This is a genomic window from Sphingobium indicum BiD32, from assembly GCF_000382885.1.
Lineage (GTDB): Bacteria > Pseudomonadota > Alphaproteobacteria > Sphingomonadales > Sphingomonadaceae > Sphingobium > Sphingobium japonicum_C.
In genome coordinates, this window is sequence record NZ_CAVK010000255.1 from 1 (window position 1) to 24,424 (window position 24,424).

Below are 24,424 nucleotides of genomic sequence, written 5' to 3' on the forward strand. Positions count from 1 at the left end.
CGGCCAGCCACCTCCCCTTACAGGGGAGGAATGTCTTTGCGCGGACACCAAATATGATCGCTGAAACCGGCCTCGCTGCGCTCTGGCTTGCCGCGTCCCTCGCGCTGCTCCAGTTGGTCCTCGCCTTTGCGGGTCTCAGGGGCAACAAGCCCGACCTGCTGGCCGCCGTCCGCCCCGCCGCCGTGGCGCAGGGCGTGCTGACCGCGATCGCCTTTGCCCTGCTGATCACCCTGTTCATGCGCTCCGACATGTCGGTGCTGCTGGTCGCCACCAACAGCCATTCGGCCAAGCCCTGGCTTTATAAATTTGCCGGGACATGGGGCAATCATGAAGGCTCAATGCTGCTCTGGGTCACGGTCATGGGCGTGGCCGGAGCCGCTGTCGCCCTGTTCGAGCGCGCCTTGCGCCGCGACACCCATATGGCGACGCTGGGTGGGCAGGCGGCGATTTCGCTCGGCTTCTACGCCTTCCTGCTCTTCTCCTCCAACCCCTTCGCCCGCATCGACCCGGCACCAGCGGACGGGCAGGGGCTTAATCCCCTGCTGCAAGACCCCGGCCTCGCCTTCCATCCGCCGACCCTCTATCTCGGCTATGTCGGGCTGTCGGTGGCCTTCTCCTTCGCGATCGGCGCGCTGCTGACGCGGCAGGTGGACGCCGCCTTTGCCCGCGCGATGCGGCCCTGGGTGCTGGGTGCCTGGGTGCTGCTGACGCTGGGCATCACCGCGGGCAGCTATTGGGCCTATTATGAGCTGGGCTGGGGCGGCTGGTGGTTCTGGGATCCGGTCGAAAACGCCTCGCTGATGCCATGGCTGGCCGCCACCGCGCTGCTGCACAGCGTCACCGTGCTGGCCACCCGCGACGCGCTGCGCGCCTGGACGGTGATGCTGGCCGTGGTCGCCTTTTCCATGTCGATGGTCGGTACCTTCCTCGTCCGCTCCGGTATCCTGACCAGCGTCCATGCCTTCGCGGTGGACCCGGAACGTGGCAGCTTCATCCTGGGCCTGCTTGCCCTCTATATCGGCGGCGCACTGGCACTGTTTGGCTGGCGCATCGGCGCGGTGCGTGAAGGCGCGCCCTTTGAACTGGTCAGCCGCGAAACCATGCTGGTCATCAATAATCTGCTGCTCACTGTCATATTGGGCCTTGTCCTCATCGGCACCCTCTATCCGCTGATGACCGAAGCCTTCGGCCACAAGGTCTCCGTCGGTGCACCCTATTTTGACCGGATCGCCGGACCCATCGCGCTGGCGCTGATGATCGCCATGGCCGTCGGGCCGCTCGTGCGCTGGCGACGCGACCATGCGCAAGCGGTCGGCAAACGTTTGCTTGTCCCTGGTGTAATTGCGCTACTATTGTTCGGCTTAGTGTCGGCTTTAGCCTGGGGCCGCATCGGCATCCTGCCTTTCCTCGGCCTCGTCATCGCCGGATCGGTCGCCGTCGCCAGCCTTGCCCCGCTGTGGAAACGCAAGCTGCGCCGCACCCCGCTCTTCACTTACGGCATGGTCATCGCCCATCTGGGTTGCGCCGTCAGCCTTGGCGGCATGGCCAGCGACTCCGCCTTCACTGTCGAGAAACTCGTCGCCGCCCGCCCCGGCGACATGATCGAAACCGCAGGCTGGCAGCTCCGCTTCCTCCAGATCCAGCCACTTGCGGGCGACAACTGGACCGCGCTCCAGGCCGACCTGGAAGTGCGTCGCAACGGTGCGCCCGTCACCATCCACCCCCAATCCCGCTTCTTCGCCTCGCCCCCGACCTCCACCAGCGAGGCGGCGTTGCTGACCCGCTGGGACGGCCAGCTTTACGTCGTGCTGGGTGAGGAGGTGGAGGGCGGCCGCTGGCAGCTGCGCATCTGGTGGAAGCCCTTCGTCACCCTCATCTGGCTCGGCGGCATCATGATCGCGCTGGGCGGTACGCTGGCGCTGCTCGGTCGTGAACGGCGCGGCTGGCTGATGAAATGGCGGGCGAGGCACGCGGCATGAGGAAGCTTCTCATCTGGCTCCCGCTCGCCCTGTTCCTGGCTTTTATCGGCCTGTTCACCAGCGGCCTGTTCCAGCCCGACGACCGCATCATCCACTCGCGCCTCGTCGGCCAGCCGCTCCCCGCCTTCACGCTGCCGGCCGCCGCCAGCGATCGCCCGCCGCTCGCCAGCAGCCAGCTTGCCGCCGGGCAGCCACGCCTACTCAACATCTTCGCCAGCTGGTGCGTCCCCTGCATCGCCGAAGCGCCCCAGCTTGAAGCGCTCAAGGCAGCAGGCGCACAGATCGACGCCATCGCCATCCGCGACGCCCGCCCGGATGTCGACGCCTTCCTCAAACGCAACGGCAACCCCTATGCCCGCATCGGCCTCGACGCCCGCAGCGAAGTTCAGATCGCACTCGGCTCGTCCGGCGTCCCGGAAACCTTCGTGATCGACGGCAAGGGACGCATCGCCTACCAGCATATCGGCGAGATTCGCGCCGACGATGTGCCGATGATCCTCGATCGCCTGAGGGCCGCGCAATGAAGCTGATCCTCCTGCTCTTCGCGCTGATCGCGACGCCTCTGGCCGCCCAGACCGCGCTTCCACCCGCGCCCTATGCCGATCGACAGCTCGCCGACCCGGCGCTGGAGCGCAAGGCCAAGGCACTGATGGAAACGATCCGCTGCCTCACTTGCCAAAGCCAGTCGATCGCCGACAGCAATGCCAGCATGGCTGGCGACATGCGCTCGCAAATCCGCGAAAGGATCATGGCGGGCGAACAGCCCGAATCGATCCGCGCCTGGCTCATTGCCCGCTATGGCGACTGGGTCAGCTATGAACCCACCGCCGCGCCGATCCTCTGGCCACTCTGGGCGGCACCACTGGTCCTGCTCGGCCTTGGGGTTCTGCTCCTGCGCGGACGAATCAAGCGAAAGGCACGTCCATGACCGGTTGGTTCATCGCCTTCGGCCTCGCTGGCTTGGCCTTCCTCGCGATGCTGCTGATCGGCCGCATCCCGCGATCCGCCCGAGAAATCAGTGCCGCCGCTCTGTTGCTCGGCCTTGCGGGCTATGCCTGGCAGGGCAATCCCGGTCTCGCCGGCGCGCCCCGGTCGATAAAGGTGACAGAAGAAGCGTTTGACGAGAAGCTGGCCGAACAGCGGCGTGGCCTTGCAGAACGCTATGGTCCCGCTGGTCAGTGGCTCGTCATGTCGGACGGGCTGGGGCGGCAGGGCAAGACAAAGGAATCGGCCAATATCCTGCTCGCTGGCCTGCGCCAGACGCCCGACGATCCCAATCTCTGGCTCGGCCTTGGCAATGCGCTGGTCGCCCATGCCGATGGCGTGGTGTCGCCCGGCGCGGACTTTGCCTATCGCCGCGCGCTCGCGCTCGACGCGAAAGGACCGGCACCGCGCTATTTCTACGGTCTTGCACTCGCCCGGAACGGCCAGTTACAGGCTGCGCGTGATTTATGGGCACCACTCGCCGCCGCTACGCCACCGGGCAGCGCGATCAGGGCGGAACTGGAAGCCAATATCGCGCGTATCGATTCACTGCTGGCGGGCAATGGCCCGGCGAGGCCATGAACGGTCATCAGGCCACATTGCGCGCCCCTGGGAGCCGTGATAGGGCGCGGCGGCTTGCGGGGGTGGCGGAATGTTCCGTGATCGCCTTTGAGGGGGTGTCGAACAGAGCATGACAATTCGGCTTTTCCTTCGTGGCTGATCTCCTCCCCAATACCGCGCCGGCGTCCGCTCAGGACGACTATGAAGGCGGCCATGGCCATTCGCGGCAAAAGGCGACGGTCAAGCTGGTCGTCGGCGCAATCGGCATTGTGTTCGGTGACATCGGCACCAGCCCGCTCTACGCCTTCCGCGAAACCTTTGCCGGGCATCATCCGCTCACCTTGGATCCGGACCATATATTGGGCGTCATCAGCCTGATGTTCTGGTCGATGATGCTGGTGGTGACGCTGAAATATGTCAGCATCATCATGCGCGCCGATAACAAGGGCGAAGGCGGCAGCCTTGCCCTGCTGGCGCTGATCAACGGCCAGACCAAGACGCAGCGCTGGTCGCGCGGCATTGTGCTGCTGGGCGTATTCGCCACGGCACTCTTCTATGGCGACTCGATGATCACGCCTGCGGTGTCCGTCCTGTCGGCGGTTGAGGGGCTTGCAGTCTATAACCCCGCCCTCGCTCCCGCGATCCTGCCAGTCGTCATCGTCATTCTGCTTGGCCTGTTCTGGATACAGGGGCTTGGCACCAACAAGGTCGCGACGCTGTTCGGCCCGATCATGCTGCTCTATTTCGTGACGATCGCGGGCCTTGGCATCCTCTCCATCGTCAAGACGCCGGGCATCCTCTACGCCTTCAACCCCTATTGGGCGGTGATGTTCTTCGTTACCGATCCGCTGCCGGCCTTCCTGGCGTTGGGTTCAGTCGTACTGGCGGTGACCGGGGCCGAAGCGCTCTATGCCGATATGGGCCATTTCGGCCGCAACCCTATCCGGGTTTCCTGGCTCGCCTTCGTCCTGCCTGCGCTGATGCTCAACTATATGGGGCAGGGCGCGTTGCTGTTCCGCGAGGGGGCCGCCGCGCTCCACAGTCCCTTCTACAATCTGGCGCCAGTATGGGGGCAATTGCCCCTGGTCGTGCTGGCGACCATGGCCGCGATCATCGCATCGCAGGCGGTCATTTCCGGTGCTTTCTCCGTCACGCAACAGGCGATCCAACTCGGCTTCATGCCCCGTCTGCGCATCGCCCATACCAGCGCCGCGACAGCGGGTCAGATCTACATTCCCCTGATCAATTGGGGGCTGATGGTCATGGTGATCCTGCTGGTCCTGACCTTCAAGACATCGTCCAACCTGACAGCGGCCTATGGCATCGCGGTAACCGGCGCGATGTTCATCGACAATGTGCTGCTGACGGTGGTGTTATATCGCCTGTGGCACTGGAAATGGTATTATGCAGCGCCAGTGCTGGCCGTTTTCTATCTGGTCGATGGTGCCTATCTCGCCGCGAACCTGACCAAGGTGCCGGATGGTGGCTGGTTCCCGCTGCTGATCGGTTTCGTCATCTTCACCCTGCTGACCACCTGGTCGCGCGGTCGCCGTCTGGTACAGGATCGCCTGCGCGAAGCGGCGATGCCGATCCCGGTATTCGTCGCCTCCGCCGCCAACAGCGCGGTCCGTGTTCCTGGCACCGCCGTGTTCATGACGTCAACGCCGGATGGCGTTCCCCATGCGCTGCTGCACAATCTCAAACATAACAAGGTGCTGCATGAACGGGTCATCCTGCTGACCGTCAAGATCAGGGATGTGCCGGTTGTCGAGGATGACGGACGCTGCAAGCTGGAGGATCTGGGCCGGGGCTTCTTCCGCATGGTGCTGCAATTCGGCTTCATGCAGGAGCCGGACGTCCCCGCCGCTCTTAAAAATGTCGCGGGCTGCGGTCAGGCGTTCAAGATGATGGACACGAGCTTCTTCCTGGCCCGCCAGACGCTTCTTCCATCGGCTAAGCCGGGTATGCCGTTGTGGCGGGAAAAAATCTTCGCCTGGATGCTGCGTAACGCGGAAAGCGCGATGGAGTTTTTCCGCCTGCCCACCAACCGCGTGGTCGAATTGGGCAGCCAGGTCGAGATATAAAAAGGGCGCAGCCTTGTGCAGGCTGCGCCCCGACTTGCCTATCAGGCCGCGTCGCGATCCTTGGCGGTGATCTCCACAAGCTGACCGCCATTGATGGCGATCTTCTTGGGCTTCATCGCTTCGGGCACTTCGCGCAGCAGGTCGATCACCAGCAGCCCGTCTGCCAGGTCCGCCTTTTCCACCCGCACAAAATCGGCCAACTCGAACCGCCGCTCAAAGCTGCGGTTGGCGATGCCGACGTGCAGATATTTGGACCGGTCGGCCGGGGAGCCTTCGTCCTTGCGACCGATCACCTGGAGCAGATTCTGCTGCGCAGTGATGTCGATCTCGTCAGGACGGAAACCGGCGACGGCCAGCGTCACGCGATAGCGATCTTCCGACAGGCGCTCGATGTTGAAGGGCGGATAATTATCACCCTGGCTCAATCGCGCATTATTTTCGATCAGGTCGAACAGGCGATCGAACCCAACGGTCGAGCGGCGATAGGGGGTCAGGTCAAAGTTACGCATTGTCATAATCTCCCAAAGAGCAAAATGAACCTGCCGAACCCGAAACCGGCGTCCGGCAATACTGCGTCCGGCCCCATATGGCGGCTGGACAGAATTGATATGGTTCGGGCTTTTTCGGTTTCAAGGGGATTTGATCGGCGTAAAAATCGTGCGCTTGGAGAAGTGGGTGGACAGTTTGTCCTATCGTCAGGACGCTGCAAATCATGCAGATAAAAAAGCACCCGGACCGTGCTTTCACGATCCGGGTGCTTAATGGACGATTGCTCGTCTCCCCCTTGGCCTGCCTCAACCGCTTCTCAGCCCCCTAAGCTCGAAGCGGGATGCAGTATCCCTGAACCACGGCCTTTTACCTGTGCTTCGAGTATCTTGCTATGACCGCTGCGGGGCGGAGTCACGGGCAAAATCGGGCGCGTGTGATTTTGCGCCGACGCCTGTGGCCACGATGCAACAATCTGGCAATGCTTGCCGTTAAGGGACGCTATGCCTAGACGATCAGCCTATCCATTTACAAAGGCCGCCCGCGCCACATGATTCTATCCCGCTACGAACGCATGATTGCCAAACGCTACCTGTTGCCGGGCAAGGGGGAGGGTTTCATCTTCCTCGTTGCCGGGATCAGCCTGGCCGCCGTCATGCTCGGTGTCGCCGCGCTCATCATCGTCATGAGCGTGATGAATGGCTTTCGCGCCGAACTTTTCGACAAGATTGTCGGTCTCAATGGCCATGCCGTGGTGCAGGGCTACGGCAACCGCTTGCCTGACTGGAAATCGGTATTGGCAGAGGCCAAGGCGACGCCGGGCGTCACCAGCGCTACGCCGATGATCGAACAGCCCCTGCTGGGGACTTTCAACGGCAGGGTGGAGGCGGTGCTGGTGCGCGGCATGACTGTGCCGGACATCCGCACCAACAAAACGCTCAAGGGTAAGGTCGTGGCGGGTAACCTGGACAGTCTGACCGCCAATAGCGGGAGGATCGGAATTGGTGCACGCCTGGCCGAAAATATGGGTCTGCAACTGGGCGATAGCCTGACAGTCATCAATCCCGCGGGCCGCTCCACCCCGTTCGGTACGGTGCCGCGTCAGGTCGCCTATCAGGTCGCCGCCATTTTCGAGGTCGGCATCTATGATTATGACAAGGCCTTCGTCGTCATGCCGATAGAGGATGCGCAAACCCTGCTGCTGCTTGGTGATGTGGTCAATATGATTGAGGTGGAGACGGTCGATGCCGACAAGGTCGGTCAGATATTGGAGCCGCTGGCGGGCAAGGTCGCGGGCCGTGCGGTCATCACCGACTGGCGGCAGATGAACGCATCCCTGTTCGAGGCGCTGGCGGTCGAGCGGGTGGCGATGTTCGTCGTGTTGTCGATCATCGTGCTGGTTGCGGTGTTCAACATCCTCTCCTCGCTCATCATGCTGGTGCGCGCCAAGACGCGGGACATCGCGATCCTGCGGACGATGGGGGCCAGCCGCGCCGGGCTGGTGCGGATTTTCATGACCGTTGGCGTCACCATTGGCACGCTGGGCATGGTGGCGGGGCTGATCCTGGGCTTCACCTTCCTCTTCTTCCGCCAGAGCGTGGTCAATGCGATCCAGTTCCTGACCGGCCAGAACCTCTGGGATCCGTCGATCCGGTTCCTGACCGAATTGCCTTCGCAGGCTGATCCGGTGGAGATCGCCACCATCTGCATCATGGCGCTGGTGTTCAGCTTTCTCGCGACGCTTTATCCGGCCTTCAAGGCCGCCAATACCGATCCGGTGCAGGTTCTCCGCTATGAATGACATTTTGAAAGTCACGGGCCTGACCCGCAGTTTCACCCAGGGCGGTGAGACGATTCATGTCCTGCGCGGCGTCGATCTGACCGTGGGTCAGGGCGAGATTGTCGCGCTGCTGGGCCCATCGGGTTCCGGCAAGTCCACCTTGCTCCAGGCGGTCGGCCTGCTGGAGGGCGGCTTTGACGGGTCGATCCGCATTGATGGCGAGGAAGCAGCCAAACTCGATAATGACGGCCGCACCCGGTTGCGTCGTGATGCGATGGGCTTCGTTTATCAGTTCCACCATCTGTTGCCGGATTTCAACGCGACCGAAAATGTCATCCTGCCGCAGGTGATTCGCGACACGGACATGGCGGTCGCACGGACCCGCGCGGAATCGCTGCTGACATCGCTCGGCCTTGGTCATCGCCTCGACCATCGACCCAGCCAGTTGTCGGGCGGCGAGCAACAGCGCGTCGCTGTCGCCCGCGCGCTCGCCAATCGACCCGCGCTGGTGCTGGCGGACGAGCCGACCGGCAATCTGGACGAACGCACGGCGGACATCGTCCTGGCGGAATTTTTGCGGCTGGTGCGCGAAGAAGGATCGGCGGCGCTGGTCGCGACCCATAATGAACGGCTTGCGGCCAAGATGGACCGGGTCGTCCGGCTGCATGAGGGCGTATTGGAATAGCGATCCGATCTTACCCACAGACTTTTCTCCAGCAGGGCTGGTCACGAATCACGCCTTCTGGATAGAGTGCCCCATGCCCCACGCCGCTTTCGTTCCGCTTCGCATCTTCTCCTCCTACACCATGCTGGAAGGGGCGATCGATCCCAAGAAGATCGCCAAGCAGGCCAAGGCGCTGGGTTTCCCCGCCGCCGCGATCACCGACCGCAACGGGCTTTATGGCTCGATGGCCTTTTCCGACGCCTGCAAGAGCGAGGGGGTGCAGCCGCTGATCGGTGCGATGCTGGGCGTGTTGCGGCCGGGTCGACCGGCCAACGCCGCACCGGTCCATGACTGGCTGGCCCTCTATGCGCAGGATGAAACTGGCTACGACAATCTGTGCGCCCTGGTATCGATGGCGCATCTCGACAGGCCGCTGGAGGAAGTGCCGCATGTCGGACTGGATGTGCTGGAGGGCCGCACCGACGGGCTGATTGCCCTGACCGCAGGTGGCGAGGGCGCGCTGGCACGGCTGTTTGCCGAGGACCAGCCCGACGCTGCGCTGGATTATGCACAGCGGCTGGAAGCGCTGTTCCCCGGCCGGCTCTATATCGAAATCTGTCGTCGGCTCGATCCGGTAGAAGGGAAAGCGGAGCCGGAATTGCTGGATCTGGCCTATGCCCGCAACCTGCCGCTGGTCGCGACCAACCCGACCTGTTTTACCGAACCCCATTTCCATGCCGCGCATGACGTCATGCTGTGCATCGCCGACAGCGCCTATGTCGATATGCCCGACCGACGCACCAGTTCGCCCGATGCGTGGATGAAACCGGCGGCTGAAATGCGTCGCCTGTTCGACGATCTGCCCGAAGCGCTGGCCAATACGCTGGTCGTCGCGCAGCGCTGCGCCGTCGCCGCGCCCAAGCGAAAGCCGATCCTGCCCAGTCTGGCTGGCGATATCGAGGGCGAAGCGCGAATGCTGCGCGATCTGGCGAGTGCCGGTCTCGACGCGCGACTCGCGAAGTTGGGTATCATCGACGATGCGGCGCGCCAGCCCTATCTCGACCGGCTCAAGTTCGAGACGGACATCATCATCCAGATGGGCTTTCCCGGCTATTTCCTGATCGTCGCCGACTTCATCAAATGGGCCAAAGACCATGACATTCCGGTGGGTCCGGGCCGTGGTTCCGGCGCAGGGTCTGTCGTCGCCTGGGCGCTGCTGATCACCGATCTTGATCCGCTGCAACTCGGCCTGCTGTTCGAGCGATTCCTGAACCCGGAACGTGTGTCGATGCCCGACTTCGACATCGACTTCTGCGAAACACGGCGCGGCGAGGTGATCCGCTACGTCCAGCAGAAATATGGCGTCGATCATGTCGCGCAGATCATCACCTTCGGAAAGCTCAAGGCCCGCGCGGTCCTGAAAGACACCGGGCGCGTCCTCCAGATGAGCTATGGCCAGGTCGATCGCCTCGCCAAGTTGGTCCCCAACCACCCGACCGATCCCTGGACGCTGGAACGGTCGCTCAACGGCGTGTCGGAGTTTCGCGCGGAATATGACAATGACGCGCAGGTCAAACGGCTGATCGACTATGCGATGAAGCTGGAGGGCTTTCCGCGCCACAGTTCCACCCATGCGGCGGGCGTGGTCATCGGCGACCGGCCGTTGCAGCAACTCGTCCCGCTCTACCGCGATCCGCGATCGGACATGCCGGTCACCCAGTTCGACATGAAATATGTCGAGGGCGCGGGGCTGGTTAAGTTCGACTTTCTGGGTCTGAAAACCCTGTCGGTGTTGCAGAAGGCGGTGCAATTGCTGGCGGCGCGAGGCGTCACGATCGAGCTTGATACGCTCAGTTGGGACGATAGTGCGGTCTATGACCTGCTCCAGCGTGGCGACACGGTCGGTGTGTTCCAGCTTGAATCGGAGGGGATGCGCAAGACGCTGGCCGCCGTGCGTCCGACCAATTTCGGCGACATCATCGCGCTGGTGTCGCTCTATCGCCCCGGCCCGATGGACAATATCCCGATGTTCGGGCGACGCAAGAATGGGCAGGAGGAGATTGAATATCCGCACATATTGCTGAAACCGATCCTGGAAGAGACATACGGCATCTTCGTCTATCAGGAACAGGTGATGCAGGCCGCGCAGATTTTGGCGGGTTACAGCCTGGGCGACGCCGACCTGTTGCGCCGGGCGATGGGCAAGAAGGTGAAGGCGGAGATGGACGCGCAGCGTTCGCGCTTCGTCGAGGGTTGCGCCGCCAGCGACATCAAGCCTGCCAAGGCGAACGAACTGTTCGACTTGATCGACAAATTTGCGGGCTATGGTTTCAACAAGTCGCACGCTGCGGCTTATGCTTTGCTCGCCTATCAGACGGCGTGGCTCAAGGCGCATTATCCGGCGGAATTCTATGCCGGGTCGATGGCGTTTGATATCCATCTGACCGACAAGCTGACTGTGTTCGTGGACGATATGCGGCGCATGGGGCTGACCTGTCTGGCTCCCGACATCAATCGCAGCCAGGCGGACTTCTCGGTCGAGCCGGTTCCGCATGAGGGGGATGATCCGCGTCTGGGCTATGCCGTGCGCTACGCGCTGGGTGGCCTGAAAGGCGTGGGCGAGAAGGCGATGGACCAGTTGGTCGCGGAACGGGATGCGGGCGGGCCATTCAAGAGCCTGGATGACATTGCCGACCGGATCGAGCCGCGTTTGCTGAACCGGCGGCAGCTGGAGAGCCTGGCGGCGTCTGGCGCGTTCGATGCGATCCATGCCGACCGGGCGGGCGTCCATGCCGCTGCCGAGACGATATTGAGCGTGGCGTCTAGCGCGGCGCAGGCACGGGAAAGCGGGCAGGGCGGGCTGTTTGGTGACGTCGAAACGCCCCATGCCGATGTGCGTATCCCGCCGCATCAGGCCTGGTCGGTGGCGGATCGGATGGCGCAGGAGAAGGAGGCGTTCGGCTTCTATTTCTCGGCCCACCCGGTCGATCGTTACCGCCATCTGGCCGATGCGCGGGGTGCCAAAAGCTATGGCGCGATCTGCGCCGAACCGTTGACCGGGGAGGCGCGCGCCACCGGGGTGATGGCGGCGATGGTCGAGGATGTGCGCTGGCGCGAGACCAAGCGCGGGGCGCGTTATGCCAATGCCACTTTCTCCGACAGTAGCGGCCAGTTTCAGGCCAGTTGTTTCGAGGAAGATGCCTGCAAGGCGATCGAGGAACTGGCGCGCGATGGCGATTGCGCGCTGCTTTATGTCGAGCTGGACCGGCTGCCGGGCGAAGAAACGCCGCGTGTGACGGTGCGCAAGATCGAGCCGTTCAAGCTGATCGCCAGCGCGTCGCGGATGGAACTGGTGGTCGATGCGACCGATCCGGCGGCGGTCGAAGCGCTGGCGGCGCTCATGGCGCAGAGCCGGGGCGGGCGGAGCGAATTGTTCCTGCGCACGCCGGCTGCGAACGGGCAGGCGGTGCGGCTGTTCCTGGGCGATGATTTCCTGCTGGGCGCGGATCAGGTCGATGCCATGTCTGTGATCCCCAACCTGTCCATCCACCGTTTCGAGCGGATGGAAGCGACGCAGGATGGCTACAGGACGCGCAACCGGCGCGCCGGGATGCGACTGGTCGGCTGATCATCATAGCAGCCGCATCTGCGTGCCTTCGGGCGGGCGGAACAGGTCGGTGCGCAGCGTAAGACGTTCCGCACCCAGTCCGGCGCGCTTTCGGGCCTTCACGAAACGGGTGCGGATAAGGTCGGCCCACACGCCTTGTCCGCGCATCCGACTGCCGAAATTGGGGTCATTGTCGCGTCCACCGCGCAGATCGCGGATGATCGCCATCACCCGCGAAGCGCGATCGGGATAATGGGCGTCGAGCCAGGCGCGGAACAGCGGGGCGACTTCATGGGGCAGGCGGACGGGGATATAGGTCACTTCGCGCGCACCGGCGGCGGCGACGCGGGCGACGATGTTCTCAATTTCATGATCGGTGATGGCCGGGATGATCGGCGAGAGGCTGGCATAGACCGGCACGCCAGCCTCGGCCAATTGCCGGATTGCCTCCACTCGGCGCAGCGGATGCGGCGCTCGTGGCTCCAGCGTGCGGGCGACCGCCGGGTCCAGCGTCGTCATTGAGATCGCGACCGACACCAGCGTATCGCGCGCCATGGCGGTGAGCAGGTCGATATCGCGCAGGATACGGTCGGATTTGGTGGTGATGAACACAGGATGGCGACATTCCGCCAGCAATTCCAATATCGCCCGCGTAATCCCCCAATCCTTCTCGATCGGCTGATAGGGATCGGTATTGGTGCCCAATGCGATGGGCATGACGGTGTAACTTGCCCTGGACAGTTCGGCGCGGAGCAGTTTGGCGGCGTCCGGCTTGGCAAACAGCTTTGTTTCAAAATCCAGACCCGGCGACAGATCATGATAAGCGTGGGATGGACGGGCGTAGCAATAGATGCAGCCATGTTCGCAGCCGCGATAGGCGTTGATCGACTGGTCGAAGCCTATGTCTGGCGAAATATTGCGGGCGATGATGGTGCGGGGATGTTCGATCGTCACCTGCGTCCGGCGGCGGGGAATGGGGCCATCTATATCGGCCACCGCGTCGAGCCAGTCGCCGTCGATTTCGCGTTGGGGCATGGAAAAACGCGAACTTTCCGTGTTGAGTGTAGCGCCTCTTCCCTTTTCCATTCCCATAAGGAGATAAGAACATAAAAGGAACAAAAGGTCAAACGGAAGTTCGCAAAGCTAGCCCATATCGCATATGGCAGTTTCGGGTCAGCGCTCCGTCAGGCGGGGCATGAGTTCGACGAAGTTGCAGGGGCGGAAGCGGCTGTCGAGCTGGCTGGCCAATATGCCGTCCCACGCATCCTTTACCGCGCCGGTCGAGCCGGGGAGCGCGAAAATATAGGTGCCGCGCGCGACGCAGGCGGTGGCGCGGGACTGGATGGTGGACGTGCCGATCGTCTGGTAGCTGAGCCAGCGGAACAGTTCGCCGAAACCCGGAATTTCCTTGTCCTGTACCTGCGCCAGCGCTTCGGGCGTGATGTCGCGGCCGGTAACGCCGGTGCCGCCGGTGGTGAGGATGACGTCGACTTCCGGGTCGTCGATCCAGGCATGGAGCCGGGCAACGATGGCCGATTTGTCGTCGCGTTCGATATAGCGGGCGGCCAATATATGGCCCGCGCTTTCCAGTCGTTCGACCAGCGTGTCGCCGGAGCGATCATCCGCCGCGCTGCGTGTATCGGATACCGTCAGGACTGCGATGCGGACGGGGATGAAGGTCCGGCTTTCGTCAATCGGCATCAGTCTGCGCCGCCACCCATTGACGCGGTGGGGCTGGCGCGACCGTCAGACTGGCTCAGGCGAACGAGTTTCACCCCCTTGCTATTGGGGAAGGTCGGCCACATGCCCTGCGCCATGCCGGTCAGGCAATCGGCGGTGCCCTTCGCCTGGATCTGGTACATCCAGTAATTGCGCATGACGATGTTCACATAGGCGCGGGTTTCATAATAGGGCAGCGATTCCATGAACAGGAGCGGGTCGCCCTTGTCCTTGACCTGGCTGTTCCAGCGTTCGACCGGCAACGGACCGGCATTATAGGCGGCCATCACCTTGGGCAGCAGGCCGCCGGTCGCGCTCATGTCGCGCAGCGCTTCCAGATAGCGCTGGCCAAATTCCATATTGGTCGATGGGACAAAGAGTTGCGCGGCGGACGCCAGCCCCATGTCACTGCCAGTGCCGGGACGCACCTGCATCAGGCCGCGTGCGCCCGCGCTGCTGACGACATCGGAACGGAAGCCCGATTCCTGCAAGGTATGGGCGTAGATCAGCGAGGGATCGACCCGCCAGCCGCCATCGGGCCGCCAGTCGGGTGCAGGGAAGCGCGCGAAGCTGGCCGGTTGCTTCCCCGCCGGGCCGTTATGGGCCAGCCACAACTGGGTCGCGGGCAGATTGAGCGCGCTGGCAAGGCGGAGCAGCGCGTCATATTGGCCGGTGCCGCCGATCTTCGCCTGATAGCGCAGCATTTCGTCGGCGCGGGCGGAATCGCCGATCGCCGCAAGGGCGATGGCGGCGCGTGCATTGGGACTGTCCTTGAGCGCCAGCCATTCCGCTTGGCCAAAACGGGTGGCCACCGGCGCAGCGCCCAGCGGCATCCCCAGCGATTCGCGCGCCAGCAGGCCGTAGAAGGTTTCGTCGGAACGGGCGGCGAGTTTGAGATAATTGGCAACCTTGGGCGCTTCGCCGCAGACCATGTAAGCGCGCGAGGCCCAATAGGCACCAGCCGCGCGCATGTCCGCGTTGGTGGCAAAGGCGGCGACATTGGCGAAGGCAGGGGCGGCGGCGCGGCAGTCATTCTGACGCCATGCGGCCAGCCCCGCGGTCCAGTGCGCCTGCACGGTCCAGTCGCCGCCGGTGCGGGTTTCCAGCGCACGGGCGGCCATGCGGCGGGCATTGGTGTCGTCATTTTCGATATAATAGGCCCATGCGACCCGCTGGCGCACCTCGGTCAGCCCTTCGGGCGTCAGGCCGGTTTCGCCGGTAGCGAGCAGCGCTTCGGCGCCGACCGGATCGTCCGCCTTGACGAAATTCTGGATCTGGCCCGCCAGGGCGATCGCCAGCGTATCGCTCTTGGTCGACCCGACATATTCGCGGCGGGGCGCGGACCCCAGCCACACCATTTTCTGCACCTGCGGCAGGGCGGGCAACATGGTCGCGCCGCGCTTTTCGGCGAGGCGGGAAAGCTGATCGGCCTTGGGCAGCCAGGCGGCCTTGTTGATGAGGTCGAGCAGGTCGAATAGTTCGACCCTGGGCGATCCCTTCGCGAGATAGAGTTCGGACAAAGCCAACGGACGGACGGCGTCCTGCGCGTCCAGTGCGCCGATCAGCGTTTTCGCTTCGGTCCATTGCTGGCTTTGCAAGGCGGTGAAGATGGCGCGGTAGCTGGCCTTGGCCCCATCACTGAGCAGTAGCGGCGAAGCGGGCGCAGCGGTCAGCGCGGGAGAAATCGGAGCGGTTTCGGCGCGGGCGGGAAGCGTGGCAGCCAGCCCCAGCGCGATCAGGGCGAGGCTGGAAATTTGGGTCGCGGCACGAATCACGGACGGGCTTCCTCGATCAGGCTTTGCAGGGTGCGCCAACATTCCGCTTTCGCCGCTGGCTGGGTCAGCAGCAGGCGGGGATGAAATGTGGCGACGGCAGGCACAATGCCGCCTTCATGGTTAAAGTCGCGTAAACCATCGCGGGTCGTGGCCGCATCCGTCGGAAGCAGCGCACGGATCGTCCGATCGCCGAGCAGCAGCAGCCGGCGGGGGCGGGCCAGTGCGACATGGGCGCGCATCCGGTCGGCGACGGCGGAAAGATCGGCCGCCTCCACCATGCCGCCGGGCGGGCGGGCGGTGAACAGCGAGGCCAGATGGATGGCAGAACGGTCCAGCCCGATCGCGCGGAGCATCGCGTCGAACAGCGCGCCTGCGCGATCGGCGAGCAATTGCCCCATAGCCATGTCCGCCGGGTCGGGCAGGTCGGTAACGACCATCAGCGCGGCTGCTTCGCCCCCGGTTGGCAGAATGGGCGCGCCGGGCCAGCGACGTTCAGGCTGGGTGGGATCGGTCGCTAGCCAGTTAAGGAACGAATCGAGGCTTTGTGGCTTTTCCTGAACGGTGACGGGAGTGGCAGATGCGCGAATCACCCCCTTCGCATCGGCGACAGGCAAGGGACGCAACCAGTTGACCGGCGATTCGCCGACGGCGCAATCCACGCCTGCAAGCTTCCACCACGCCATATAGGCGTCGGCAGCCGCCGCTTCATCCTGCAATATTCCCCGCATCACCAACAACTAGGGCCAGAGGTTGACGAGGGGGTCAAGATTCTTCATCGCCTTGGCTGGTAAAGTGTTGGAGGAATAAGGCGACCGGATGCGCGGGGTGCAGCCCGCCGGTGGCCCAATGGAGGGATTATGAGCGAACGGGAATCGATGCCCTATGACGTGGTCATCGTCGGCGGGGGACCAGCGGGACTGTCTGCGGCGATCCGGCTGAAGCAACTGGCCAATGATGCGGGGCAGGAACTGGCCGTGTGCGTGCTGGAAAAGGGATCGGAAATCGGTGCCCATATCCTGTCGGGCGCGGTGATCGATCCCAAAGCGCTGGACGAATTGCTGCCGGAATGGCGCGACATGGGTTGCAGCCTTGCCGAAACGCCGGTGACCGACAACCAGCACTGGTTCCTGACCAAGAGCGGCAAAATGGCGATGCCGCACATCATGACGCCGGGCTGGATGCACAATAAGGGCACCTATACCGGATCGCTGGGTAATCTGTGCCGCTGGCTGGCCGAGCAGGCCGAAGGGCTGGGCGTCGAGATATTCCCCGGATTCGCAGCTGCCGAGATTCTCTATAATGAGGATGGCAGCGTAAAGGGCGTGGCGACCGGCGACATGGGCATCGACCGGGAAGGCAACAGGAAGGGCGATTATCAGCCCGGTCTGGAGCTGCACGCGAAATATACTTTCTTTGCCGAGGGCGCGCGCGGTCACCTGACCAAGATATTGAAGCGCCAGTTCGCGCTCGATGCAGAATGTGAGCCGCAGGTCTATGGGCTAGGCATGAAGGAATTGTGGGACATTGATCCCGCGATGCACCAGCCCGGTCTTGTGATCCATTCGCAGGGCTGGCCGCTGACCGATGCCTATGGCGGCGGCTTCCTCTATCATCAGGCCAATGGCCAGGTGGCGTTGGGTTTTGTCGTGGGGCTGGGTTATCGCAACCCGCATCTCTACCCGTTCGAGGAATTCCAGCGCTGGAAGCAGCACCCGGACATCCGCAAATATCTCGAAGGCGGGCGGCGCGTCTCCTATGGCGCGCGGGCGATCAACGAGGGTGGCTGGCAGTCGGTGCCCAAGCTGGTGTTCCCCGGCGGCGCGCTGATCGGCTGTTCGGCGGGCTTTGTGAACGTGCCACGGATCAAGGGCACGCATACCGCGATGAAATCGGGGATGCTGGCGGCCGAGGCGGCCTTTGCGGCCGTGCAGAGCCAGCGTGGCAGCGACGTCCTGACCGACTATGAAGATGTGTTGCGGTCGAGCTGGATCGCGGACGAGCTGAAGCTGGTCAAGAATGCCGAGCCGTTGCTGAGCAAGTTTGGCGGCACGATCGGCACGATGCTGGCGGGCATCGACATGTGGATGCGGACGCTCAAGATCGGCCTGCCCTTCACGATGAAGCACAAGGCGGACAATGAGAAAATCTGGCCCAAGGAGGCTTGCGCGAAGATCGCCTATCCCAAGCCCGATGGGGTGGTGAGTTTCGATCGCCTCTCTTCGGTGTTCCTGTCGAACACCAATCATGAAGAGGACCAGCCGGTCCATTTGCAGCTGAAGGATCCCGCGATCCCGATCAGCTACAATCTGCCCCTTTATGACGAGCCTGCGCAGCGTTATTGTCCCGCAGGCGTTTATGAAGTGGTCGGTCAGGAAGAGGGCAATCCCCGTTTCCAGATCAACGCGCAGAATTGCGTCCATTGCAAGACGTGCGACATCAAGGACCCGACCCAGAATATCAACTGGGTCGTCCCCGAAGGCGGTGGAGGACCGAACTATCCCAATATGTAAGCGCCTGATCCCGTTCATAATGCTGACGGTCCCGGTGGCAGTGCCCGCCGGGGCGTCGGTCGATCGCCAAGGCGCGCTGCACGCCTATGCGCGGGCGCGGCTGGCGGACGGGGATGGGGCGATGGGACTGGCGGTGGACAGTTACCGCGCGGCGCTGGCGCTCGATCCGGCCAGTGTCGAGGTGGCGCGGCGATCCTATGTCCAGGCGCTGGAAAGCGGCGACCGGGCGCTGGCGCTGCGATCGGCAGCGTTGCTGGAGGAGCAGGGCGCGTTGCCGCGCGAGGGCACGCTGCTGCTGATCGGTGAGGCGCTGGGGCGCAAAGATTGGGCGCGTGCGCGGGAGATGACCGCGCGAATGGTGGAGGAAGGGAATTTTTCTTTCCTGGCACCCATCATTACCAGCTGGATCAGCTTGGGCGAGGGCCATTACGCCGCGCCGGTGGTGGCGGGGCAGGACCGTTTTGCCGCGCTGGCGCAGCGTTATGTCGATGAGCATGTGGCTTTGCAGGCGCTGGGCAATGGCGATCTGACGGCGGCGGTGCCAGCGATCCGCCGCGCGATTGCGCTGCGTGGCGGGGAAAGTGCGGCGCTACGGCTGACACTGGCGGCGCAACTGGCAGGGCGCGGCGCGAAGGCGGAGGCGCTGATGCTGATACCGCCCGGCGAGGCGGCGTTTGCGCGGGCGCGGGCTGATCTGGCGCGGGGCAAGGTGAAGGCGGCGGCGGTGACCCCGGTGCAGGGCTATGCCCGGTTGCTGTCGCGGCTGGCGGTCGATGTCGCATCGGACCCCAGCGGGACGGCGATGGGCATCAGGCTGGCGCGGATTGCGACCTTTGCCGATTCGGGCGGCGCGGAGGCGCAACTGGTGGCGGCGCGGCTGCTGAGTGCGGGCGGGCTGGCGCCGGGCGGCGTTGCCGAAGCGCGCAAGGTGCCGGTCGATGGCTGGTATGGCGTGCTGGGCCAGGCCGAACTGGTCGATGCTCTGGCGGCGTCGGGTGAGACGCAGGCGGCGCTGGCGCTGGCGAAAAAGCTGGCGGCGGAACCGGACGCTGGCGCTGAGCGGCAGGTGCGGCTGGGGCGGTTGCTGGCGGACAGCGAAGATTTCGACGGCGCGGCGGCGGCTTTCCGCGCGGCGCAGGCGGGCTATGGCGAAGGGGAATTGCCCTGGGCGCTGCTGCTGTTCGAGGGCAGCGCGCTGGAGCAAGGCAAGCGCTGGGACGAGGCGCGCGCTGTGCTGGAGCGGGCGGCGGCGCTGGCGCCCAATGAACCGATGGTGCTGAACTATCTGGGCTATGCGCAGATCGAGCGGCGGCAGAATGTCGCGGCGGCGCTGGACCTGATCAAGAAGGCGAGCGCGCTGAAACCGCAGGATGCCTCGATCGCCGATTCGCTGGGCTGGGCGCATTATGTGACTGGCGATGTCGCGCGCGCGTTGCCGGTGCTGGAGCGGGCAGCTGCGGGCGCGCCGGGCGATGCGACGATCAACGAGCATCTGGGCGACGCATTGTGGAGCGCAGGGCGGCGGTACGAGGCACGCTATGCCTGGTCGCGGGCGTCATTGTTTGCGCAAGGCGACGGCGTGGCGCGGATCGCGGCCAAGGTGGAGCAGGGATTGAAGCCAGAATATGCTGCACCCTGATCTGGATGCGGAAGCGATGATCGAAACCGCCTATGCCAAGGTGAACGTCGCGCTGCATGTGCGGGCGCGGCGGGACGATGGCTATCATGCGCTGGAGAGCCTGTTCGCCTTTGCCGACCATGGCGACCGGCTGAGCGCGGTCGCGACCGATGACGGGGCGATTGACCTGTTCATCGACGGGCCGTTCGGCGGCGCGCTGGACGCGGGGCCGGGCAATCTGGTGCTGAAGGCGGCGCGCGCGCTGCAAGCCTATCTGGGCGACCAGCGCGGCGCGGCGATTCGCCTGACCAAGATTTTGCCGGTGGCGTCTGGCATTGGCGGAGGGTCGGCGGACGCGGCGGCGACGCTGCGGTTGCTGGCGCGATTATGGGACGTACGGATCGCGGCGGAGGAGCTGGCCGGGCTGGCGCTCGATCTGGGGTCGGACGTGCCCGCCTGTGTCGCCAGCGTGACGCAGATGGTAACGGGGCGCGGCGAAGGGCTGCGACGGCATCCGGTCAAGGGACTGGAGGGGACGGCGATGCTGCTGGTCAATCCGGGGGTCGGCCTGTCCACGGCACAGGTATTCAACAATTGGGACCGGGTGGATCGCGGCCCACTGGACGCGGCGAGCCTGGACGCGCTGGTGGCGCAGGGGCGCAATGATCTGCAAGCGCCAGCGGTGGCGGCAGCGCCGGTGATTGCGCAGGTGCTGGCGGCGCTGGAGGGGCATGAGGGGTTGCGGCTGGCCCGCATGTCCGGGTCGGGCGCGACCTGCTTTGCGCTGTTCGATAGCGACGCGGCCATGGCCGACGCGGCGATGGCCGTGCAGGGCGCGCATCGCGACTGGTGGATGATGGAAACGCGGATCAGGACGGCATGAGCGAGGCATTTGACCAGATTGATGGCGGCGCGCTGGACGTGCTGATCATCGCCGATCATGCGTCGGCGCGGGTGCCCGATGATATTGATCTGGGGATTGATCCGGCATTGCTGGCCAATCATATCGCCATCGATATTGGCGCGGGGCAAGTGAGCGCGCTGCTGGCGGCGCAACTGGGCTGCACCGCGATATTGGGCGGGGTGTCGCGGCTGGTGATCGACCTTAATCGCGAGGCGGATGCGCCCGGCCTGCTGCCGGTGATGAGCGACGGCCATGCCATCCCCGGCAATCGCGACGCCGATCTGGCGCAGCGGATGATGCGGTTTCATCACCCCTATCATCATCAGGTCGAACGGCTGCTGGGCGCCATGACCGCGCCTTTCATCCTGTCGGCGCATAGTTTTACGCCGCATCTGGCCAGCGATCCGGGGCAGCAGCGGCCATGGGAGATTGGCGTCCTGTACAATGAGGATGATCGCGCAGCACGGATCGCGATCCCCTTGCTGGAGGCGGCGGGGCTGATCGTGGGGGATCAGTTGCCCTATTCGGGCAAGCAATTGAACGCGACGATGAACCGCCATGCCGAAGCGAATGGCATCCCCTATCTGGGGATCGAGATGCGGCAGGATCTGGTGGGGGATGCGGCGGGGCAGCGGCGTTTTGCGGACATATTGGGGCCGGTAGTGCTGGCGTGCCGGAGTGCATTGGCATGAGGGGCTTGCTGGCGGGGTGCCTGCTGCTGGCGGGCTGTGGCGGCGAAACAGGCAAGCTGGGCAATGAGGTGCAGGAGACGGCACCGGTCGATGACGGCAAGGCCGATTGCGCCATCGGGGCGGACGCGGGTTGGGCGCGGGATTGCCTGATCGAGCGCGGGGGCGAGATGCTGACGATCCGCCATCCTGACGGCGGTTTTCGGCGCTTCCGGGTGCTGGCGGATGGGCGCGGGCTGGAGGCGGCGGACGGGGCGGAAATGGCGCGGTTGCAGATTGTCGAAACCGGGCTGGTCGAAATCCGCATTGGCGGCGACCGCTATCGTCTGCCGGTGAAGGTTGCCGGTTCGGCGCCATGACGGCCGGGACGCCGATCCTGACCGCCGCGCAGATGCGGGACGCGGAACAGGCTTTGTTCGACGCGGGCGTCGATGACTATGGTTTGATGGAAAAGGCGGGCGCGGCGGCGGCGGAGATCATCTGGCGCGCAGGTGGCCATCGCGACACGCTGCTGTTGTGCGGGCCGGGGAATAATGGCGGCGATGGTTTCGTGATCGCCCGGCTGCTGCGCGGGCGGGGCGTGCCGGTGCGGGTGGCGGCGCTGGGGACGAGCGGTACGGTTTCCAGTCGCCGGGCGCTGGCGGCGTGGGACGGGCCGGTCGAGGATCTCGCGACGGCTGCGCCCGCGACGCAACTGGTCGATGCGCTGTTTGGCACTGGCCTTTCGCGAGGACTTGATCCTGCGGTGGCGGCGCGGCTGTGCGAACTGACCGGGGCGGCGAGCCGTAGCTATGCGATTGATCTGCCGAGCGGGGTGGAGACCGATAGCGGCGCGCTGCTGTCGGCGGTGCCGCATTTCGGCGTCTGTATCGCGTTGGGGGCGCTCAAGCCTGCGCATCTGCTTTATCCTGCTGCCGACTATGTCGCGCGGCTGGTCTGTGCCGATATCGGCATCCCGGCGTCCGACAGGGTTCACCGGCTGATGCCGCCCCGGTTGCGCGCGCCGGGGGCGGCGGACCATAAATATGCGCGCGGGCTGGTGGCGGTGGTCGGGGGCGCGATGACCGGGGCCAGCCTGCTGGCGGCGCAGGCGGCGGCACGATCGGGCGCGGGAATGGTGCGACGGCTGGCGGCGGATGGTCTGCGCCATGGGGCCGACGCGATCGTGACGCAGGATGCCGGGACGGTCGAGGCGCTGGGCTGTTCGCTGGACGATGGGCGGCTGGCATCGGTGCTGGTCGGGCCGGGGCTGGGGCGTGATGCGGTGGCGCGGGCGCGGCTCGATATGGTCCTGGGCTGTGGTCATCGACTGGTGCTGGATGCCGATGCGCTGACGTTGATCGGGATCGAGGAAATACCGGATGGCGCGATCCTGACGCCGCATGAGGGGGAATTCGTTCGGCTATTCGGTGATTTGCCGGGCAGCAAGATCGACCGGGCGCGGGCGGCGGCAGCGCGCAGCGGCGCAGTGATCATCTACAAGGGCGCGGACAGCGTGATCGCAGCGCCGGACGGACGGGTGGCGGTGGCGTCGGGTGCGTCGCATTGGCTCTCCACCGCCGGGACCGGCGATGTGCTGGCGGGGCTGGTTGCCGGGCGGCTGGCGGTGACGGGTGATGCCTTTGCGGCGGCGGGTGAGGCAGTGTGGCTGCATGGCGATGCGGCGCGGCGGGCGGGCGCGGCTTTTATCGCCGATGATTTGCTTGCAACGCTGCCAGCGGCTATCGCCGCGCGATTGTGACCGACACTGACCCAGACATCATCATCCGCATCGCTGCCAAGGGCGATGGCATCACCGCCGATGGCCGCCATGCGGCACTGACTGCACCGGGCGACCGATTGTGCGCCGATGGCACGACCATCGCCGGGCCGCATCGCGTCGAACCGCCCTGCGTCCATTTTCCGACCTGTGGCGGGTGCGAATTGCAGCATGTGGACGAGGCCAGCCTGGCCGATTTCGTCACCGGGCGGGTCGTTGGCGCGCTGGCGGGGCAGGGTGTCGAGGCCAAGACAGTGCTGCCGCCGCATATTTCGCCACCGATGACGCGGCGGCGGGCATCGCTGCGCGCGACGCGGGCGGGCAAGACGATCACCATCGGCTTTGCCGAGGCGGGCAGCCATAGGCTGATCGATTTGCAGATGTGCGCCGTGCTGGACCCGCGGCTGTTTGCGCTGCTAGCGCCGTTGCGCGGGCTGCTGCGGCTGATCCTGCCGGACAAGCGGGCGGCGCATGTGCGCATGTCGCTGATCGACCAGGGCGTCGACCTGCTGCTGGAGGGGGTGAAGGTCGAGGGGCTAGCGGCGGACGAGGGGCTGGGCGATTTCGCCCGCGCCAACGGGCTGGCGCGGCTGACGATCGACGAGGGCGACGGGCCGCAGACACGCTGGGAGCCGGAGGCGGCGACTATGACATTTGGCGGCGTGCAGGTGGCCTTCCCGCCCTTCTCCTTCCTGCAAGCCACGCCTGATGGTGAGGCGGCGCTGGTGGCAATGGTGCGGGACGCCATGCCGGAAACGGGCGCGGTGGCGGACCTGTTCTGTGGCCTTGGCACATTCGCGCTGGCGCTGGGGGCGGCGCGGCCGGTTTATGCGGCGGAGGGCGCGCGCGACGTCGTGCTGGCGCTCAAGCTGGCGGGGCAAAGGGCGCAGCGGCGGATGGTGGCGGATCATCGCGACCTGTTCCGCCGTCCGCTGACGCCTGAAGAGTTGAACCGCTTTGCCGCCGTGGTGATCGATCCGCCGCGCGCGGGGGCGCGGGAGCAGGTGATGCAACTGGCGCAGGCGAGCGTGCCGGTGATCGCCTATGTGTCGTGCAATCCAGCGAGCTTTGCGCGGGATGCCGCGCACTTGCTGGCGGGCGGATATCGGCTGGATCAGGTCCGCCCGGTCGGCCAGTTTCGCTGGTCCACTCATGTCGAGATGGTCGGGATATTCCGCCGATAGATATAAATCCTCCCCCTATGGGGGAGGTGGCAGCACGAAGTTCTGACGGAGGGGTGTTGCCCTATCGAGAGGGTGACACCTCTCCGGCTGGCCTGCGGCCAGCCACCTCCCCTGTCAGGGG

At 64.8% G+C, this 24,424-nt stretch carries 20 protein-coding genes; 15 read left to right on the plus strand and 5 right to left on the minus strand.

Features of this window, described 5'->3' with window-relative positions; all coding sequences use genetic code 11:
* The first annotated feature begins 53 nt into the window (after window positions 1-53).
* From EBBID32_RS22655 to EBBID32_RS22675, 5 genes are all read left to right on the plus strand, one after another.
* Window positions 54-1,979, plus strand: a complete 1,926-nt coding sequence (locus EBBID32_RS22655; RefSeq protein ID WP_006967747.1) for a heme lyase CcmF/NrfE family subunit — start codon at window positions 54-56, stop codon at window positions 1,977-1,979.
* Complete coding sequence (locus EBBID32_RS22660; protein WP_006967748.1) at window positions 1,976-2,503, plus strand: redoxin family protein; 528 nt, start codon at window positions 1,976-1,978, stop codon at window positions 2,501-2,503. Before EBBID32_RS22655 ends, EBBID32_RS22660 begins: the two co-directional genes overlap by 4 nt.
* A complete protein-coding gene (locus EBBID32_RS22665; RefSeq protein ID WP_006967752.1) occupies window positions 2,500-2,907 on the plus strand; it encodes a cytochrome c-type biogenesis protein in 408 nt (135 codons plus the stop codon). Before EBBID32_RS22660 ends, EBBID32_RS22665 begins: the two co-directional genes overlap by 4 nt.
* The gene (locus tag EBBID32_RS22670) at window positions 2,904-3,545 is read left to right on the plus strand and encodes a tetratricopeptide repeat protein (RefSeq protein WP_006967754.1); all 642 of its coding nucleotides are present in this window, start codon (window positions 2,904-2,906) and stop codon (window positions 3,543-3,545) included. The genes EBBID32_RS22665 and EBBID32_RS22670 overlap by 4 nt, the downstream gene beginning before the upstream one ends.
* A 131-nt stretch (window positions 3,546-3,676) precedes the next feature.
* Window positions 3,677-5,608, plus strand: coding sequence for a potassium transporter Kup (locus EBBID32_RS22675; RefSeq protein ID WP_006967756.1), 1,932 nt, complete (start codon window positions 3,677-3,679; stop codon window positions 5,606-5,608).
* A gap of 41 nt (window positions 5,609-5,649) precedes the next feature.
* Here the strand turns inward: EBBID32_RS22675 and EBBID32_RS22680 are convergent, their stop codons facing one another.
* Window positions 5,650-6,123 carry an Hsp20 family protein gene (locus EBBID32_RS22680; RefSeq protein ID WP_182913916.1) on the minus strand — a complete coding sequence of 158 codons (474 nt, stop codon included), beginning with the start codon at window positions 6,121-6,123 and terminating at the stop codon, window positions 5,650-5,652.
* A gap of 521 nt (window positions 6,124-6,644) precedes the next feature.
* Between EBBID32_RS22680 and EBBID32_RS22685 the strand changes: the two genes are divergently transcribed.
* From EBBID32_RS22685 to dnaE, 3 genes are all read left to right on the plus strand, one after another.
* Window positions 6,645-7,895, plus strand: coding sequence for a lipoprotein-releasing ABC transporter permease subunit (locus EBBID32_RS22685; RefSeq protein WP_006967761.1), 1,251 nt, complete (start codon window positions 6,645-6,647; stop codon window positions 7,893-7,895).
* A complete protein-coding gene (locus EBBID32_RS22690) occupies window positions 7,888-8,559 on the plus strand; it encodes an ABC transporter ATP-binding protein (protein WP_006967763.1) in 672 nt (223 codons plus the stop codon). Before EBBID32_RS22685 ends, EBBID32_RS22690 begins: the two co-directional genes overlap by 8 nt.
* A gap of 73 nt (window positions 8,560-8,632) precedes the next feature.
* Entirely contained in the window at window positions 8,633-12,166 is a 3,534-nt protein-coding gene (gene dnaE, locus EBBID32_RS22695) for a DNA polymerase III subunit alpha (protein ID WP_006967768.1), read from the plus strand.
* A gap of 3 nt (window positions 12,167-12,169) precedes the next feature.
* Here the strand turns inward: dnaE and EBBID32_RS22700 are convergent, their stop codons facing one another.
* From EBBID32_RS22700 to EBBID32_RS22715, 4 genes are all read right to left on the minus strand, one after another.
* Window positions 12,170-13,231, minus strand: a complete 1,062-nt coding sequence (locus EBBID32_RS22700) for a PA0069 family radical SAM protein (RefSeq protein WP_006967771.1) — start codon at window positions 13,229-13,231, stop codon at window positions 12,170-12,172.
* Window positions 13,232-13,318: 87 nt separating this feature from the next.
* On the minus strand, window positions 13,319-13,846 hold the full coding sequence (gene moaB, locus EBBID32_RS22705; protein WP_006967773.1) for a molybdenum cofactor biosynthesis protein B: 528 nt from the start codon (window positions 13,844-13,846) through the stop codon (window positions 13,319-13,321).
* Complete coding sequence (locus tag EBBID32_RS22710) at window positions 13,846-15,639, minus strand: lytic transglycosylase domain-containing protein (RefSeq protein WP_006967774.1); 1,794 nt, start codon at window positions 15,637-15,639, stop codon at window positions 13,846-13,848. The genes moaB and EBBID32_RS22710 overlap by 1 nt, the downstream gene beginning before the upstream one ends.
* Window positions 15,636-16,367 (minus strand): uracil-DNA glycosylase family protein, encoded by a 732-nt coding sequence (locus tag EBBID32_RS22715; RefSeq protein WP_006967777.1) that lies wholly within the window; start codon window positions 16,365-16,367, stop codon window positions 15,636-15,638. Before EBBID32_RS22715 ends, EBBID32_RS22710 begins: the two co-directional genes overlap by 4 nt.
* 129 nt (window positions 16,368-16,496) lie before the next feature.
* On the opposite strand from EBBID32_RS22715, the gene EBBID32_RS22720 reads away from it, so the two are divergent.
* Genes EBBID32_RS22720 through EBBID32_RS22750 form a run of 7 tightly spaced genes read left to right on the plus strand, consistent with a single transcriptional unit; the run spans window position 16,497 to window position 24,303 of the window.
* Complete coding sequence (locus tag EBBID32_RS22720; protein ID WP_006967778.1) at window positions 16,497-18,149, plus strand: electron transfer flavoprotein-ubiquinone oxidoreductase; 1,653 nt, start codon at window positions 16,497-16,499, stop codon at window positions 18,147-18,149.
* 19 nt (window positions 18,150-18,168) lie between these two features.
* A complete protein-coding gene (locus EBBID32_RS22725; protein ID WP_006967779.1) occupies window positions 18,169-19,788 on the plus strand; it encodes a tetratricopeptide repeat protein in 1,620 nt (539 codons plus the stop codon).
* Window positions 19,775-20,650 (plus strand): 4-(cytidine 5'-diphospho)-2-C-methyl-D-erythritol kinase, encoded by an 876-nt coding sequence (locus tag EBBID32_RS22730; RefSeq protein WP_006967781.1) that lies wholly within the window; start codon window positions 19,775-19,777, stop codon window positions 20,648-20,650. The genes EBBID32_RS22725 and EBBID32_RS22730 overlap by 14 nt, the downstream gene beginning before the upstream one ends.
* Window positions 20,647-21,363, plus strand: coding sequence for an N-formylglutamate amidohydrolase (locus EBBID32_RS22735; protein ID WP_006967782.1), 717 nt, complete (start codon window positions 20,647-20,649; stop codon window positions 21,361-21,363). The genes EBBID32_RS22730 and EBBID32_RS22735 overlap by 4 nt, the downstream gene beginning before the upstream one ends.
* Window positions 21,360-21,719 (plus strand): hypothetical protein, encoded by a 360-nt coding sequence (locus tag EBBID32_RS22740; RefSeq protein WP_081628170.1) that lies wholly within the window; start codon window positions 21,360-21,362, stop codon window positions 21,717-21,719. Before EBBID32_RS22735 ends, EBBID32_RS22740 begins: the two co-directional genes overlap by 4 nt.
* Window positions 21,716-23,101: a bifunctional ADP-dependent NAD(P)H-hydrate dehydratase/NAD(P)H-hydrate epimerase gene (locus EBBID32_RS22745; RefSeq protein ID WP_006967784.1), complete on the plus strand. Its 1,386-nt coding sequence runs from the start codon at window positions 21,716-21,718 to the stop codon at window positions 23,099-23,101. The genes EBBID32_RS22740 and EBBID32_RS22745 overlap by 4 nt, the downstream gene beginning before the upstream one ends.
* Complete coding sequence (locus EBBID32_RS22750; protein ID WP_006967785.1) at window positions 23,098-24,303, plus strand: class I SAM-dependent RNA methyltransferase; 1,206 nt, start codon at window positions 23,098-23,100, stop codon at window positions 24,301-24,303. The genes EBBID32_RS22745 and EBBID32_RS22750 overlap by 4 nt, the downstream gene beginning before the upstream one ends.
* Window positions 24,304-24,424: the final 121 nt, after the last annotated feature.